The organism is Bacillus sp. NMCC4 (assembly GCF_002998555.1).
GTDB lineage: Bacteria > Bacillota > Bacilli > Bacillales > Bacillaceae > Bacillus.
In genome coordinates this window covers 322,044-337,641 of sequence record NZ_PVRA01000002.1, presented here as the reverse complement: position 1 = coordinate 337,641, position 15,598 = coordinate 322,044, and the positions used below count along the sequence as shown (strand labels likewise).

Below are 15,598 nucleotides of genomic sequence, written 5' to 3'. Positions count from 1 at the left end.
TTCACGCCCTCTCTTTTTTCATGGAGCTTATAATTGCATGTGCGATGTCATCCACATGCCTTGTTTCATGTGCAAGGCCTGCTTTAATGACTGATTTAGGCATTCCGAAAACAACACATGATTCTTCTTTTTCTGCAATGACTTTCGTAGGACCGCTTGCGACCATTTTTTTGACACCTTCTGTGCCGTCACTACCCATGCCTGTCATAATGACAGCAATTTTCTCGTAACCCTTTATATTGCTGATGGATTCAAATAAATAGTTAACAGAAGGTTTGTGCCGGCTTTCCGTGTCCTCTGGAGACAGCCTGATGACTAAGGATGCCCCTTGTTCATGAAGTGACATATTCATTCCACCAGGAGCTATGTAAGCCACTCCATTTTTAGCGATATCTCCATCTTGTGCTTCTTTAATCGAAATTTGAGATAAATGGTCTAACCTAGTAGCAAGTGATGCCGTAAATCCTGCCGGCATATGCTGCACAATCAAAATGGGTGCTTCTATGTCCTTTGGCAGCTTCGTGACGACTCGTTGAAGTGCTCTTGGCCCTCCCGTCGATGTTCCGATTGAAATAATCTTTCGGAGTGAGCTGCTTTTTACTGCTTGCGGGCGAGGAAAAGCCACTGGACTTGGCGTCTTCATCACCGGCTTAGGAGAAATCTGCACTTCTGTGCGTTTCCTTGACATCCCTGCCGCAAGCACTCGCTCTACAATTTGGCCTCTTACTTTGTGCAAATCGAGCGAAATACTTCCTGAAGGCTTTGTCACAAAGTCAAACGCACCAAGTTCTAAGCAATGGATAGTTAAATCTTTCCCTTGCTTTGTCTGGCTTGACACCATAATCACGGCAAGGTCATGTTCAGCCAGAATTTGTTTTAATGCTTCTGTTCCATTTAAAACAGGCATTTCCACATCTAGTGTGACAACATCTGGATTCAGTTCCTTGATCCGTTTTAAGGCATCTTCCCCATTTCGCGCCGTTCCGACGACTTCTATTTCTTGCTCGGCACTTAGGAAATCACTAATGAGCTTTCGCATAAAGGCCGAGTCATCTACTACAAGCACTCTAATCATGAGTCCACCTTCCTCCTTTTAAAAAAAGAGGACAACTTATCTATAAACGTATGCTGCTCTCTCTGTGCCTCTCTTATCTGCTGTTGATAAAGTGTTTCTGCCAGCATCTTGATCGTTTTACTCAGCCTTGAATGAGGCTGCTTGATATAAAATGGAATTTGTTCAGCCACTGCTTTTGGAACCGCAGGATCATCTGGCACAGCACCAGTAAATACTAGTTTTCTGTGTAGAAATGATGTGACCACTCCTGCTAATTTCCGGTAGGTTTCAGACCCTTCTGACGGGGTTTTACACCGGTTGACAATGATTTGCACAGATTGTTCAAACTGATGAATAGCTAAGTGTTTAATTGCGCTGTAGGCATCCATGATCGATGTTGGTTCTGGCGTTGTCACAACCACAACTTCTCCTGCTGATAAAACAAAAGGCAGTTGATCTTTTGACAAGCCGGCACCCATATCAAAGAAGATACAATCAAAATCGTAGATCATTCTTTCCATTTCCTCTAGAAAGAACGACCATTGATCTTTATCTAAAGAAAACAGCTGTTCAAGTCCGCTTCCGCCAGAAATGTAACAAAGGTTGTTCGTTCCTTGTGTCATAGCTGCTCGGATAGATTTCTTCCTGACAAGAACATCTAATATAGAGCTAGTCGATGTTTTTCCTAGTAAAATATCAATATTCCCCATACCAAAATCAAGGTCGATGACTAACACTCGCTTGCCTGCATTTGCGATAGACAGTGCCATATTCAGCGTCAAATTTGATTTTCCTACTCCGCCTTTACCGCTCATGACAGCAATCGTTTTTGCCTGTCCGCTTATACCAAGAGGAGCCGGTGTGATCGTTTGATTCTGCTGAACGAGCTTTCTTAAACCTTCCGCTTGGTCGGGCTTCATCATTGTAAGACCATCCTTGTTAATTCAAGAGGAGAACCCTCAAGAATATCCTCAGGTACATTTTGACCATTTGTTAAAAAGCCAAGGCCGATTTGAGAGTCTGTAATGATTTGAAAGATTGTTCCCATCGTGTCTGTTTCATCTACCTTTGTAAAAATGAATTGGTCGATTGGAACGTGTTCAAATCGTTTAACCATGGCTTTCATGTCCTGATACTTCGAGGTCGCACTCATCACTAGGAAACTTTGAAAGCTTTCATCAAATGGAATAATGTCTGTCAGCTCTTTGATATACGCTTCTTCTTTAAAGTTACGACCGGCTGTGTCTACGAAAATATGATCATACTCTTTAAAGGTCTCTTGAGCTTTCACAAAATCCTCTCTCGAATAACAAACCTCAAGCGGTGCATTGAGCAGTTCCGCGTATGTTTTCAGTTGTTCGATCGCTGCAATTCGGTACGTATCTGTTGTAATAAAAGCGATTTTCTTTTGCTTCTGAATGGCAGTTTTGGCAGCCAGCTTTGCAATTGTTGTTGTTTTACCAGCCCCAGTTGAACCAAACAGCACAATGTATTTTGAACGAATCATCGGCTCATCAGAAGTGTGAGCCGGCAGCATATCTGTCAGCAATTGTTCAAGTTCTTTTTGAATTTGATCTTCTTTGACAGCACCCTTCGTTAAAAGACCTTTGAGACATTCGTCTCGAATGGCATCATCAAGACCTTGATCCTTAAGCTTTTGATCGATTGCCATGAGAGGATCGGGCAGAATACCAGCATGCCGCTCATTCCTCGCATATTCTAAAGGCTGAGTATGAGAAGGTACTGGTTTCAATGCCTCAGGAGCAAAGGATGGCTCTGCAGGCCGGTGTTGCACCTGCTCCTTTTTCGGAAATACTTGAAGAGGAGGCGCAGGATGTCCACCTTTACCCGCTCTTTCTTCAAAATCTTGATCCAGCACAGCTATTACTTCAACCATTTGCTGTTTCTTTAAACCGAATAGCTTTCGTTTCACAACGGTTTTGGAATTTAAAATGACGGCATCCTTCCCAAGCTGCTGCCTAATTTGAATCGTTGCTTCCTGCATTGAATTCGCTGTGATTTTTTTCATTTTCATTAGATATCCACCACTCCGATGCTCTGTACTTCCACATTTGCTTCTAGTTCGTTATAAGATAGTACCGGTAAATCCGGGAAATATCTTTCTAACAGCTGCTTGACGTACATTCTTATAGGAGGTGAGCACAATAGAACCGGCGTTTCCTGACGAAGCGAAAGCTGTTCAATTTCTCTCGCCACTGATTGAATCACACTTTCAGAGGATTCTGGATCTAATGATAAGTAGTTGCCATGCTCTGTCTGCTGTACGCTGTCAGCAATCACCTTTTCCACTCGGCCTGAGCATGTCACGACTTTGAGCGATTCATTTTCTCTTGCATATTGTGCGGTAATCTGTCTTGCCAGCGCCTGTCTGACATACTCTGTTAACAAATCTGTATCCGTCGTTAATTTTCCGTAGTCTGCAAGCGTCTCAAAAATGGTGACAAGATTTCGAATAGAAACCTTTTCTTTCAACAGTTTTGCCAACACTTTTTGAATATCACCAACTGCTAGTGGATTTGGGGTCACCTCATCCACTAACACAGGATAACTTTCTTTCAGATGATCGATTAATTGCTTCGTTTCTTGACGTCCGAGCAGTTCGTGTGTGTTTTGTCTAATCTTCTCTGTGATGTGAGTAGACACAACAGATGCAGGATCTACAACCGTATAGCCGAGCATCTCAGCCTGATCTTTTTCTGCTTCTGAGATCCATTTAGCCGGAAGACCAAAGGATGGCTCGATTGTTTCAATTCCTTCAATCGGATCATCATCAGGCGTAGGAGACATCGCTAAGTAGTGATCAAGCAGCAGCTCACCTTTTGCCACTTCGTTCCCTTTTATTTTGAGTCGATACTCATTTGGGTTAAGTGCAATGTTGTCTCGAATTCGGACAACTGGAATCACAAGACCTAGTTCAAGGGCAAGCTGCCTTCGGATCATCACAATTCGGTCTAACAGGTCACCGCCTTGATTTGCATCGGCTAGCGGAATCAAGCCATAGCCAAACTCAAATTCAATGGCATCCATTTGGAGAAGGTGAATGACACTTTCTGGACTTTTCATCTCTTCTACCTCTGCCTGTTCCTCTAGTACCTCTTCTATTTCTTCTTGATCCTGTTTGTTTTTTGACATCAAGTATGCACCGAGGGCAAGTAAACCTGCGATCGGTCCTGTCAAAAGTACGCCGATTGGAGTAAACAACCCAAGAAGGAAGATCGTACCTGCTGTGACGTAAAGCATAGCTGGGAATGCAAACAGCTGTTCAGTGATATCTGACCCAAGGTTCCCATTAGAAGCAGCCCTTGTGACGACAATCCCTGTCGCTGTTGAAATGAGAAGTGCAGGAATTTGTGAAACAATCCCGTCTCCTACCGTTAATAATGTAAAGTGGGAAGCTGATTCTTGAATCGACATTCCTTGCTGAAGCATCCCAATAATAATCCCAAAAATAATATTAATAATGACGATGATAATACCTGCGATGGCATCTCCTTTGACGAACTTACTTGCCCCATCCATCGCACCATAAAAGTCTGCTTCTCTCGCTACTTTTTCACGGCGATTTCTCGCTTCACTTTCTGTCAGCATCCCTGCATTTAAATCTGCATCAATACTCATTTGTTTCCCTGGCATCGCATCGAGGGTAAATCTTGCCGCAACCTCTGAAACACGCTCAGCCCCTTTGGTAATGACAACAAATTGAATGATGATCAGAATAAGGAAGACCACCAGACCAACGAGTATATTTCCTCCAACAACAAATGAACCAAACGTTTCTACAACCTTTCCAGCGTCTCCAGTTGATAGGATAGATCGTGTTGTAGAGATGTTAAGCCCTAAGCGGAACAGCGTTAAGAGCAAAAGCAATGATGGAAATATTGAAAATTGCAGTGGTTCTTGCATGTTCATTGTGGTGAGAAGCACGATAAGCGCAAGAGATATATTAATAATGATTAAAATACTTAATAGCATTGGCGGAAATGGTATGACCAGCATCGCCACAATTAAAATAACACTGAATAAAACAGATAAATCTCTTGCTGCCATGCCTGTTCTCTCCTTTTAAAACCAAAAATTCATAAAATCTTTTGTTTCGTTTTATATACGTAAGCTAAAATTTCTGCGATCGCCTTAAAGTATTCCTCTGGCACCGCTTGGTCGATGTCGACCTGATCATATAGTGCACGAGCGAGCGGCCGGTTTTCTACGGTCATGATATCGTGCTCTTTCGCAATCGTTCTAATTTTCAAAGCCAAAATATCTGTTCCCTTTGCCACAACAAAGGGCGCGTCCATCTTTTCTTCGTCATATTTTAAAGCAATTGCATAGTGGGTTGGGTTTGTAATGATGACGTCCGCTTTTGGGACTTCCTGCATCATCCGTCTCATGGCCATTTCCCGCTGGCGCTGTTTAATCTTTGATTTTATGAGCGGGTCACCCTCAGATTTTTTATACTCATCTTTAATGTCTTGTTTAGACATCCGCAAGTTTTTTTCATAATCAAATTTCTGATACATATAATCAAGCCCTGCTAAGACCATTAGAGCGCCTGCTGCATATAGACCCATAATCAAGGTCATATTTGCGACGAAATGAAGGGTTTCCTCTGCTGTTAATAAAGGAAGCCGCAGAATTTCGTCAAAGTGCATCCAAAGTGCAATAAATGTCGCAAAACCAACAAAACCAATTTTCAAAATAGATTTTAATAGCTCTACGAGGGCTCGAATACTGTATATCCGTTTAAACCCTTTGATAGGATCTAGCTTTTCTAATTTCGGTTTGATGACTTCTGTTGAAAAGAGAAAGCCAACTTGTAAATAGTTACTGATGACACCTGCCAGCATACCAACACCAAGGATTGGCATGAGAAGGAGCGCTGTTTCCTGAAGCAATTCCATGAATAGTTGATGAATATTAGATGTGCTAACCTTCATTAGCATGGTTGTTGAATAAAAACGTTCAATAAGCGCAATAATACGCTCTTTCATAAAAGGCCCAATAAAAAAGAATGATAAAAAGATTAATAGAAATGAGATGGCTGTATTGACGTCGGTACTTTTGGCAACCTGACCTTTTTTACGTGAATCTTGTCTCTTTTTCGGCGTTGCTTTTTCTGTTTTTTCACCTGCGAAAAATTGCAAGTCTAGTCTAAGCCTTGTCATCATGACGAACCACCGACCAATGCTAAGAAATTCCTCATGGTGAGTACAATCGTATCAAATGTATTTTGGACAACACCGAAGATGACGCCCATACAGATGATGATCATAATAAAACTCACACCCATTTTAATAGGAAGTCCGACCACAAATACGTTCATCTGCGGAACTGTTCGTGCCACAATGCCCAGTGCCAAATCGACCAAAAACAAGCTGGCGACAACCGGTGCCGAGATTTGAAAGGCAATGATGAACATTTGGTTGAAACTCTTTGCAATAAAGTAAGCAAAGGATTCACTGCCGAAATTCAGTGCGTACTGATCAACTGCAATATATTGAAAGCTGTAATAGATTCCATCAAGTAGCAGGTGGTGTGCATTGGTTGCCAGCATCAATAGCAATGTGACCGTATAAAAAAACTGCCCCATCAGCGGCGTTTGCGCCCCTGTTTGTGGATCAATTACATTGGCGATCGCAAAGCCCATTTGAAAATCAATGAATGAGCCGGCAATTTGAACAGCGGACACCATGATATATGCAATCAGTCCAAGCAGAAGTCCGACCATTGCTTCTTTCACAGCAAGCATCATATAAAGACCGTCTACGTCGAGTGCTGGCGGTTCCTTAATCGTGCTAAAACTAATCACGGCTAAAAACAGTGAGAAGCCAACTCTGTGTACAGCTGGGATTGTTCTATGCGCTAAAAGCGGTACTGTCACAAAAAAAGCGGTGATCCGAATAAAAACTAACAGAAAAGCAGGGAATAATTCTATGATTGACATCGCTGGTTAACCTGCAAATCGATCTAAATTCGAGAACAGCTCTGTCGTAAAGGACACAATGGTTGACAGCATCCATGGACCAAACACAACAAGCCCAATAAGAACTGCAACAATTTTAGGAATGAACGCAAGCGTCTGTTCTTGAATTTGGGTTGTCGCCTGAAACACACTGACAATCAGTCCCACAATAAGAGCGAGCGCTAGAAGCGGCCCACTGACAAGCAATACCACATACACTGATCTTTCAGCCATCGTAATGACAAATTCTGAACTCATGTTTTAAGCACCTACTCTAAAAGCTTTGCAGCAAAGATTTAACAATCAAATACCATCCATCGACTAAAACAAATAACAATATTTTGAAAGGGAGCGATATCATAACCGGAGGAAGCATCATCATCCCCATTGACATCAGGACACTTGCGACCACCATGTCAATAATTAAAAATGGAATAAAGATCATGAAACCAATTTGAAATGCCGTCTTTAATTCTGAAATAGCAAAAGCGGGTACCATCGCCGTTAACGGAATATCTTTTATCGATTCAGGTGTATCCATTTTTGCGTAACTAAGAAATAAAGCCAAATCCTTCTGTCTCGTATGTTTACTCATAAACTCTTTAATTGGCACTTCGGCTTTTTCATATGCCTGATTTAGCGTAATGTCATCATTTAAAAGCGGCGTCAGTGCCTCTTTATTAATCTCTGAGAACGTGGGTGCCATGATAAAAAATGTGAGAAACAAAGCAAGCCCTACAAGCACTTGGTTTGGCGGCATTGAGTTGGTTGCAAGTGACGTTCTAACGAATGAAAGTACAATCACTATTCGTGTAAAACATGTCATTAAAATGAGAATGCCTGGTGCAACCGAAAATACGGTTAAAAGTAAAAGAAGACGGACAGACGTGCTAATGTTCCCTGCACCGCTGGAATTAAATAAATCGATAAACTCATTCATTTTGTTTCGGGCCTTTCTTTCTGACTTCTGCTTGGGTCTTTTTCAATTCGGCTAGCTGCGCCTTCAAATTGGCTGAAAAAGAAGAAGTGGTTGGCTGATTTTGTTTCTTTACCTGCGATGTGAATTTTTGAACGATTTTTGGTAAATCTGTTTTGCTTTCCATCGCTTCTTCATATTGTTTCACGATCGCTTCACATTCTTGTTCATCATCAATTTCCTTTAGCAGCTGGATTGAGTCCGCTACTCCAACAACTAATACTCGTCTGCCCACTTTGATAAGCTGGACTGAACGGTTTTGGCCAACCGTCGTTCCGCCAATATTTTCAACATAGCGAAATGGTTTAAGTAAGCGGTTTTGCTTACCAACAAATCTCACCAATCCATATATGAGCAGGATGACAAAAAGTAAAGCACCAATCATTTTGACAAAATCCATAATGGAGACAGAAGAAGAGGGAACTTCTTCTGCCGGATTCGTTTGATTGTCAGTGGTTGTCTTTTCTGTATCCTTTTTGCTGCCTTTCTCTTCTTTGAGCCAGTCATTCACTGTGCCATTTTCAGGATCTTTCGTTTCAGCAAACAGTGAGGCAGGCTGCATCGTCAAGAAAAGCAAAAAACTGATCATTGCTATACATATCAAACGTTTTTTCAACAAGTCTTACACCCTTTTTTAGCCTAACGTTTTATTAATTGCTTCAAGTACACGGTCTGCCTGGAACGGCTTCACGATAAAGTCTTTTGCACCTGCTTGGATCGCGTCAATAACCATTGACTGCTGCCCCATTGCAGAACACATGATGATTTTTGCAGAAGCGTCGATTTGTTTAATTTCTTTTAGCGCTGTGATCCCGTCCATTTCTGGCATTGTGATATCCATTGTGACAAGGTCTGGAGAAGTTTCTTTGTATTTTTCAACTGCTTGAGCGCCGTTTTCTGCTTCTCCTACGACATCAAATCCGTTTTTTACAAGAATATCCTTTATCATCATTCTCATGAATGCTGCATCATCTACGATTAATACCTTAGTAGCCATTTACTTATTCTCTCCCTATATGTTTGTTTATTTTAAATTAGAAAGTCTTTCTGACTGACTTAATATATCAGTCACACGAACACCAAAGTTCTCATCAATGACAACGACTTCCCCTTTGGCGACAATTCGTTTGTTCACCAGAATGTCTACTGGCTCCCCAGCAAGTTTGTCCAGTTCAATGATACTTCCAGCTGAAAGCTCAAGGACTTCTTTTACACTGCGCTGAGTTCTTCCAAGTTCCACCGTAATGGAAAGCGGAATATCCATCAGCATATCAAGATTTCCAAGCTGGCTTGTTGTATGCTGAGGCTCACTGAACGCTTCAAATTCAACAGGTGCTACATTTACAGGTGCTGCCGGCTTTGGCTTCGCCTGTCTTTTCGCCGGAGCTGCTTGCTGCGCTGGTGCAGACTGCGTTTGCGGAGCTGCCGGCTGAGGTTCAGGTGTGCTCACTTGAGTGTCTTGAACCGGCTCTTCCTCTTGCGCAGGGTCTGTTAATTCTGCGATTAAATCCTTCGCAAATGTAATAGGATAAAGCTGCATAATATTTGAATCGATGAGTTCACCTATTTTTAATCTGAAGGATACTTTGACAAGCATTTCTTCAGCTGGAATGCGGTCTGTCCCTTCTCCTTCTTTCACATCAAGTAATTCGACGCGCGGCGGAGAAATATCAATCTTTTTATTAAAGACCGTCGACATGGATGTCGCAGCAGAACCCATCATTTGGTTCATTGCTTCTTGCACTGCACTTAAGTGAATCTCGCTTAAAGAAGGGTCAGCATTTGTCCCGTCTCCGCCCATCATTAAGTCCGCAATGACTGCTGCATCTGTTTGCTGGACGACAAGCAAGTTACTTGCGCTGAAGCCTTCTGTATAATTCACTTCAATAGCGACATACGGATGAGGAAATTCCTCATTCAGCATACTTTTTTGAATCACTGTAACAGTTGGAGTAGTAATCTCCACTTTTTGATTTAATAGGGTTGAAAGTGCTGTTGCAGAGCTACCGAATGAAATGTTTCCGATTTCCCCAATGGCATCTTGCTCCATTGCAGAAAGGATTGTATCAGGCTCTATATCGTCATTGCTGCCTCCTTTAAGGAGCGCATCGATTTCGTCTTGTGATAATTTACTTCCGTTATTCTCCATCTTCTTCACCTCTTATGTCGTGATCTAGAATTTGAATCGCCTGTTTCCGATTCACGCGGCCGGCCTGTCCCAAGAATTTCGGTTTATTTCCGACCATAACAGTAAGAGGCGCATTTACTGGTTTGTCCAAGGCAATACAATCACCAATTTCCAAATTCAAAAACTCTTCCACCGTCATTTCCGATTCCCCTAGCTCTGCGACTACCGGTATTTTTGCCGTCATAATCCGTTTTTCAATGGCCTTTGTTTCTTGTTGTTTTGGTTCATTTCGTTCAGACTGCATCCAGTAGTGTACAGACAGCTTCGGAATAATAGGCTCCAATACAACATGAGGAATACATAGGTTAATAACCCCGCTGACCTCACCAATTTGTGTATTAAGAGAAATGACGACAACTGTTTCGTTTGGTGACACCATTTGAACAAACTGGGGATTTACCTCGAAATCTGCCATTTCAGGCTCGATGTCGGTTATGGACTGCCACGCTTCTCTGTAATTTTCCAAAGCTCCCTCAAACATGTTTGAGATAATCTTTGTTTCGATTTCTGTAAGTGATTCTGTCTTATTATGACTAATGCCAATCCCGCCCATCAGCCTGTCCATCATGGCATAGCCGATTGTTGGGTTCACTTCAAGCATGATTCTTCCTTCAAGCGGGCTGACGTAAAATAAGTTTAATAATGTCATATTAGGAATCGAACGAATAAATTCTTCGTATGGTACTTGGTCAACCGAGCTGACAGTAATTTGAATATATGATCTTAGCTGAGCTGAAAAGTGCGTGGTGAGCAGTCTAGCGAAGTTATCATGAATCCTTGTTAAACTTCGAATCTGGTCTTTCGAAAAGCGCAGTGCACGTTTAAAATCATACACCTTCACTTTTTTCGTCGTTTCTTCTTTTTTCAGCTCTTCTGCATCCATTTCGCCTGTAGATATGGCGGATAATAATGCATCGATCTCATTCTGGGAAAGCACTTCTCCTGACATTTCTTCACCTCCATCGTGTCAATTAATCGCCTCTATTGCAGATTAAAGGAGGTTATATATACTTCTTTCACCTTGCCATCTTGCAAATAGTTATTCACTTTGTTTTTGACTAGTGTTTTAAAATGTTCTCTGCCTTTTTTGCCATCAAGTTCATCTGCATTCGTGTCTGATAAAATGTCGATTACGGCGTCTTTCACTTGAAAACTTCTTTTCTCGAGCTCTTCTTTTGCTTTTTCAGAGTCCGTTTCAATATTCAATACAAGTTTGACAGCATTTCCTTCAGACTTTAAATTAGTAATAATCTCAGGAATTTCAACAGAAGCTTTTACGACTTCATCTGCTGTTGGCTCTTTTTCTGCTTTTGCTTCGTCTGACCCATTCAGCAGAAAAAAGATGCCTGCTCCAATTCCGACGATGGCAATAATCATGATTAGCATTACTACGACTAATTTCTTCTTCATTCAAACTCCTCTATTCCTTGATTCAATGAAATGACTTGGATTTTTCTGTAGAAAGAAATGATTTTCTCTTGAAGCTGCTCTTTATCTTCTTTCACAACGAATTTCTTTCCATTGGCTAATGTAATGGTCGTGTCTGGAAAGCTTTCGATTTGCTCGATATGGAGAGCGTTCAGCATAAATCCTTTGCCATTTAATCTTGTCACTTCAATCATATTAAGCAGAGAAGCGATAAACCGCTCCCCCTACCTCCTATCGTTTCAGATTCACAAGCTCTTGCAGGATTTCATCAGATGTTGTGATCGTCTTTGCATTCGATTGGAAACCACGCTGTGCGATAATCATTTCAGTAAACTCGTCTGTTAAATCAACATTTGACATTTCAAGTTTACCTGTTTGGATGACGCCCGTTCCTTGTTCACCAGGTACGATAGGGTTACTTGGAGCACCTGAGCTTAAGGTCTGGCGGTAAAGGTTGTCACCAACTTTGTCTAACCCTCCTGCGTTACGGAAAGATACGAGTGATACTTGACCAACGGTTCTTGATACATTGTTTTCAACAACCGAAACCGTTCCATCTGGACCAACACTCACACTCGAAACGCCGTCTGGAATCGTTATCTTTTGTCCATTCATTCCAAGCAGATAATTTCCATCAGGGGTGACTAAGCTTCCCTCTGAATCAGTGTCGAAATTCCCTGTTCTTGTATAAAGAATTTCTCCTTGACTTTCAATCCGGAAAAACCCATCTCCATTGATATAGAAGTCGTAAGGTTCATTTGTATTTTGAGAAGATCCCGCTGACATGATTTTATCAATAGAAGATAAAGATGATCCTAAACCAATTTGTTTTGAGTTGATTGAACCAGAGTTGTTCGTTGGTCCACCAGAACTTCCAATGGTTTGGCTGACCATATCTTTAAAAGTGATACGGCTTTTTTTGTATCCGTGTGTATTGACGTTGGCTACGTTGTTGGCTACAACATCTAATTTTGATTGGAAGTTTTTCATTCCGCTAATTCCTGAGTAAAGTGAGCGTAACATTTATTTTCCTCCTCGAATTACTTCGTTTTTTCTCCAACTGCTGTAACATCCCAAGGGCTGATTTTCGTTCCATCTTCTAAATACAAGAAGTATTCATTGTTTATGTTTTTAACAGACTTCACAGTGCCTGATATCTCTTTATCATCTTGTTTACCGGATACTTCTTTACCAATCCAGCCTACATACGTCGTAAACGGATCTTGGTGAGCAACAAATGTAGACATGAGCTGATTCAGCTTGGTAATAGAATCATTCATATTGGTTTGTTGTTCTAAAGATGAAAATGTTGCAAGCTGTGTGACAAACTCACGGTCATCTAGTGGGTTTGTCGGATCTTGGTTTTGAAGCTGTGTAAGCAATATTTTCAAGAATTGATCTTTACCGAGCGTATCTGTTTTCTTTTCTGCCTTTGAAGAAGTGTCTGTTTGTGCGACTGTTCTATTTGTAGCATCAACTGTTGCCATTAGATTTCCTCCTCTTCTTCATCTGACCCAACAAGAGCATCCAGTACATCTTGGAATTCTGCTTCCTGTTCATCAGGCTTCTGGAAATTCTGCCCTTTTGACTGCTGCTGCTTGTTTTCTTCATTAAACTGTCCAAATAACGACTGCTCATTTGATTGAAGCGGTATATGGAAACGGTCCACTTGAACCGACATATTCGGAAGCGCCTGTTTGAGCTGCGGCAGATGGTGCTCTAACAGCTCTTTCGCTGCTTGCGTTGAAGCTGTAATTTTACTCGCATACATCCCGTTTTGCTTCGTCAGCTGAATCGTGATAAATCCGAGATTTTCTGGATTTAATCGAACTGTGAAGCGTCCGCTTGAGTTTCCAAATGGCGTGAATTTCATTTGCTTCCACGTATTTAGTATTTGTTGATCAACCGTTCCTGGCTTTTCATCAGTTGTTTGTGTCTGCTGAACAGGAGCTGCTGATTGCAGTTGAAAAAACTGCTTATGACCTGGCAAAAGCGTATGAGTGATGTTTTTTTCAGAAGCAGGTGCAGCAGTGCTTTGTCCTTTGACAACTTCCTTTTTGATGAGCCATTCAAGGGAGGAAGCACCTTTTGCCGGAGAAGCAAGAGTAGATTCTTGTCTTGGAGAGACCAATTCTTTTAACTCTCCTAAAGCAATTTTCAACTCTTTGTCTGATCCTTTTGCGTTTGCCATCATATGGTCGATTAACTGATTAAAGTGTTTCAGCTCACTTTGAGACATCGAATTCAGTTTTGGTGCTGAACCCTGCGAGAAAAACTGCTCTTTTACTTGCTGAATCAGTTTCTCATCTACCCCATTTTTTGAAAGAAAGTGAATGAAGTCTTGACCCTTTGCTTCAATATCCTGCACTAACTTTGCATCAAAGCTGAGCGGCTGTTGATTGAGCAGTTGATATAAGAAAAAGTGGACTTGTATGAGCTGCTCACTATGTTCAGAAGCTGGCTTATCAGCTTGATCACCGTAAATGGATGATTCCATTTTTTTAAATAGCTCTTCTAGTGACTTGAGATCAGACGAATCAAGCGTTTGACCTTGAAGTGTTTGAAGCGCGCTAAGAAGGTCTCCGTTGATGCCTTCTTCAGGTGATTGCATCCATTTTTCAATGATTTGCATCGCATCATTGATGGAAAGAGTGGCACCCGCTGTCTCAGTATTCACAAGGTCGCTTTGAGCGCCTGCTCCGCTAAGTAATTGTTTAAACAACCCGCTTGCAGAGGCCACGCCGCTCCCCTTTGGTCCCGAGAGACCTTGAGACGATTGCTGTAAGGCTCCAATATCCAATAGCTTCACTTATTGTCCACCCCCATTTTCACTTTCTTTTTTAGAAAGCTCTTTCGTAAACGTAGCTGCCTTCTGAGGTGTTAGTTTTGCTAATATGTCTGTTAGTTTATTTTTGCTCAGCTCTTCGAGGATCTTCAATGCCTCTTTATCACTTAATTCTGATAAAATTTTGGCGGATTTCCCTGCGTCCATGCTTTCATAGATACTGACAATCTTCCCTTTAGGTTTCTGGTTAGAGGCTCCTGCCCCATCAGAAGTTGTCCCTGACGCATTATTACCTGATGTATCGCTTGATGAGGTGTTGTTTGTTGAACTATCACTCGCTGACGTATTATTCGCATCATTTTTAGATGTTTTTTCAAGCGAACTGATTTTTTGATTCAGTCTTTTAATCTCTTCATCACTTGTTTTTAAATCTTTTTGCGCAATTTCAAGTTCATTTTTTTGCTCTTTAATGGTCTTTTTCAGTTCCTTCAATTCTGCATCGCTTTGATCATTATGTGAAGATGACGTTTTTGAGGTGTCATCTGAACCAACCAAACTGCTGATCACCGGAATGTTTTGGAGCGGTTTCTTTAGATCAAAACCCGCAATATAAAGGATTGTGCCAGTCACAATCACAAGCACAATCAATGGGATAATGACAATAAACAAGATCCATTGAAATTTACCGCCGCTTGATTCCTTCGTTTTTTCCTTCTTAGGCATTCATCTCGACTCCTAATGTCCTTGAAACATGAATTGGCTGATAGAGATATCATCCATTTCTTTCATTTCAATGGCCTTATGTTCAAGGGAAAACTTTTCATACTGCTTTTCTTTCATTTTTTCAAACTTTTTAAACTCAATGTTTTTTTCAGTTAAATCAGATTGTTTTTCATTCATTTGATGGCGTTTCATGATCACAAGCTGCTGATAGTGCTGAATGGTGTTATCTAAATTGGTCACAAATTGCTGGTAATGACGCATTTCTTGAACACTCATACCACTTCTCAGCTTTTCTTCTTTGCTTTTTTCCATTAATTCTTTTTTACTCATATTTTCATAGAGTTTTTCAGCGACTTGCTCAAATGCTGAAACGGATTGTTGGTACGCTGCAAGTGACTTGTCTTTCTCACTTTCTTTCAGTTCTAAGAGCTTTTGAAATTTGTATTGATATCTCACTGTTTTTG

Annotated in this window: 19 protein-coding genes; all 19 read right to left on the bottom strand. The window is 41.2% G+C overall.

Features of this window, described 5'->3' with window-relative positions:
• Position 1: 1 nt before the first annotated feature.
• The 19 genes from C6Y02_RS05995 to fliJ are packed head-to-tail and all read right to left on the bottom strand — an operon-like array spanning position 2 to position 15,590.
• Positions 2-1,075, bottom strand: a complete 1,074-nt coding sequence (locus C6Y02_RS05995) for a protein-glutamate methylesterase/protein-glutamine glutaminase (RefSeq protein WP_106030843.1) — start codon at positions 1,073-1,075, stop codon at positions 2-4.
• A complete protein-coding gene (locus C6Y02_RS05990; RefSeq protein ID WP_106030842.1) occupies positions 1,072-1,977 on the bottom strand; it encodes a MinD/ParA family protein in 906 nt (301 codons plus the stop codon). Before C6Y02_RS05990 ends, C6Y02_RS05995 begins: the two co-directional genes overlap by 4 nt.
• Positions 1,974-3,089 carry a flagellar biosynthesis GTPase FlhF gene (gene flhF / locus C6Y02_RS05985; RefSeq protein ID WP_106030841.1) on the bottom strand — a complete coding sequence of 372 codons (1,116 nt, stop codon included), beginning with the start codon at positions 3,087-3,089 and terminating at the stop codon, positions 1,974-1,976. The genes C6Y02_RS05990 and flhF overlap by 4 nt, the downstream gene beginning before the upstream one ends.
• Positions 3,089-5,122, bottom strand: coding sequence for a flagellar biosynthesis protein FlhA (gene flhA, locus C6Y02_RS05980; RefSeq protein WP_034662346.1), 2,034 nt, complete (start codon positions 5,120-5,122; stop codon positions 3,089-3,091). The genes flhF and flhA overlap by 1 nt, the downstream gene beginning before the upstream one ends.
• A gap of 29 nt (positions 5,123-5,151) precedes the next feature.
• Complete coding sequence (gene flhB / locus C6Y02_RS05975; RefSeq protein ID WP_106030840.1) at positions 5,152-6,240, bottom strand: flagellar biosynthesis protein FlhB; 1,089 nt, start codon at positions 6,238-6,240, stop codon at positions 5,152-5,154.
• Positions 6,237-7,016, bottom strand: coding sequence for a flagellar biosynthetic protein FliR (gene fliR, locus C6Y02_RS05970; RefSeq protein WP_034662349.1), 780 nt, complete (start codon positions 7,014-7,016; stop codon positions 6,237-6,239). The genes flhB and fliR overlap by 4 nt, the downstream gene beginning before the upstream one ends.
• A gap of 6 nt (positions 7,017-7,022) precedes the next feature.
• On the bottom strand, positions 7,023-7,292 hold the full coding sequence (gene fliQ / locus C6Y02_RS05965) for a flagellar biosynthesis protein FliQ (RefSeq protein ID WP_003211206.1): 270 nt from the start codon (positions 7,290-7,292) through the stop codon (positions 7,023-7,025).
• A gap of 16 nt (positions 7,293-7,308) precedes the next feature.
• Positions 7,309-7,974, bottom strand: coding sequence for a flagellar type III secretion system pore protein FliP (fliP, locus tag C6Y02_RS05960; protein ID WP_007499580.1), 666 nt, complete (start codon positions 7,972-7,974; stop codon positions 7,309-7,311).
• Positions 7,967-8,626, bottom strand: coding sequence for a flagella biosynthesis regulatory protein FliZ (gene fliZ, locus C6Y02_RS05955; protein ID WP_034662351.1), 660 nt, complete (start codon positions 8,624-8,626; stop codon positions 7,967-7,969). The genes fliP and fliZ overlap by 8 nt, the downstream gene beginning before the upstream one ends.
• Before the next feature lie 18 nt (positions 8,627-8,644).
• The gene (cheY, locus tag C6Y02_RS05950; RefSeq protein ID WP_007499584.1) at positions 8,645-9,007 is read right to left on the bottom strand and encodes a chemotaxis protein CheY; all 363 of its coding nucleotides are present in this window, start codon (positions 9,005-9,007) and stop codon (positions 8,645-8,647) included.
• A 27-nt stretch (positions 9,008-9,034) separates the two neighbouring features.
• Entirely contained in the window at positions 9,035-10,159 is a 1,125-nt protein-coding gene (gene fliY / locus C6Y02_RS05945) for a flagellar motor switch phosphatase FliY (RefSeq protein ID WP_034662352.1), read from the bottom strand.
• Positions 10,149-11,147, bottom strand: a complete 999-nt coding sequence (fliM, locus tag C6Y02_RS05940) for a flagellar motor switch protein FliM (RefSeq protein WP_003212239.1) — start codon at positions 11,145-11,147, stop codon at positions 10,149-10,151. The genes fliY and fliM overlap by 11 nt, the downstream gene beginning before the upstream one ends.
• A gap of 32 nt (positions 11,148-11,179) precedes the next feature.
• Positions 11,180-11,608 carry a flagellar basal body-associated protein FliL gene (fliL, locus tag C6Y02_RS05935; RefSeq protein WP_034662353.1) on the bottom strand — a complete coding sequence of 143 codons (429 nt, stop codon included), beginning with the start codon at positions 11,606-11,608 and terminating at the stop codon, positions 11,180-11,182.
• The gene (swrD, locus tag C6Y02_RS05930; RefSeq protein ID WP_034662354.1) at positions 11,605-11,820 is read right to left on the bottom strand and encodes a swarming motility protein SwrD; all 216 of its coding nucleotides are present in this window, start codon (positions 11,818-11,820) and stop codon (positions 11,605-11,607) included. The genes fliL and swrD overlap by 4 nt, the downstream gene beginning before the upstream one ends.
• 37 nt (positions 11,821-11,857) lie before the next feature.
• Positions 11,858-12,649, bottom strand: a complete 792-nt coding sequence (gene flgG, locus C6Y02_RS05925) for a flagellar basal body rod protein FlgG (protein ID WP_034662356.1) — start codon at positions 12,647-12,649, stop codon at positions 11,858-11,860.
• Between the two features lie 17 nt (positions 12,650-12,666).
• A complete protein-coding gene (gene flgD, locus C6Y02_RS05920) occupies positions 12,667-13,113 on the bottom strand; it encodes a flagellar hook assembly protein FlgD (RefSeq protein ID WP_060596260.1) in 447 nt (148 codons plus the stop codon).
• Positions 13,113-14,435, bottom strand: a complete 1,323-nt coding sequence (locus C6Y02_RS05915; protein ID WP_066030909.1) for a flagellar hook-length control protein FliK — start codon at positions 14,433-14,435, stop codon at positions 13,113-13,115. The genes flgD and C6Y02_RS05915 overlap by 1 nt, the downstream gene beginning before the upstream one ends.
• Positions 14,436-15,134, bottom strand: coding sequence for a MotE family protein (locus tag C6Y02_RS05910; RefSeq protein ID WP_106030839.1), 699 nt, complete (start codon positions 15,132-15,134; stop codon positions 14,436-14,438). It lies immediately after the preceding gene.
• 12 nt (positions 15,135-15,146) lie between these two features.
• Complete coding sequence (gene fliJ, locus C6Y02_RS05905) at positions 15,147-15,590, bottom strand: flagellar export protein FliJ (protein ID WP_034620036.1); 444 nt, start codon at positions 15,588-15,590, stop codon at positions 15,147-15,149.
• Between the last annotated feature and the right edge of the window lie 8 nt (positions 15,591-15,598).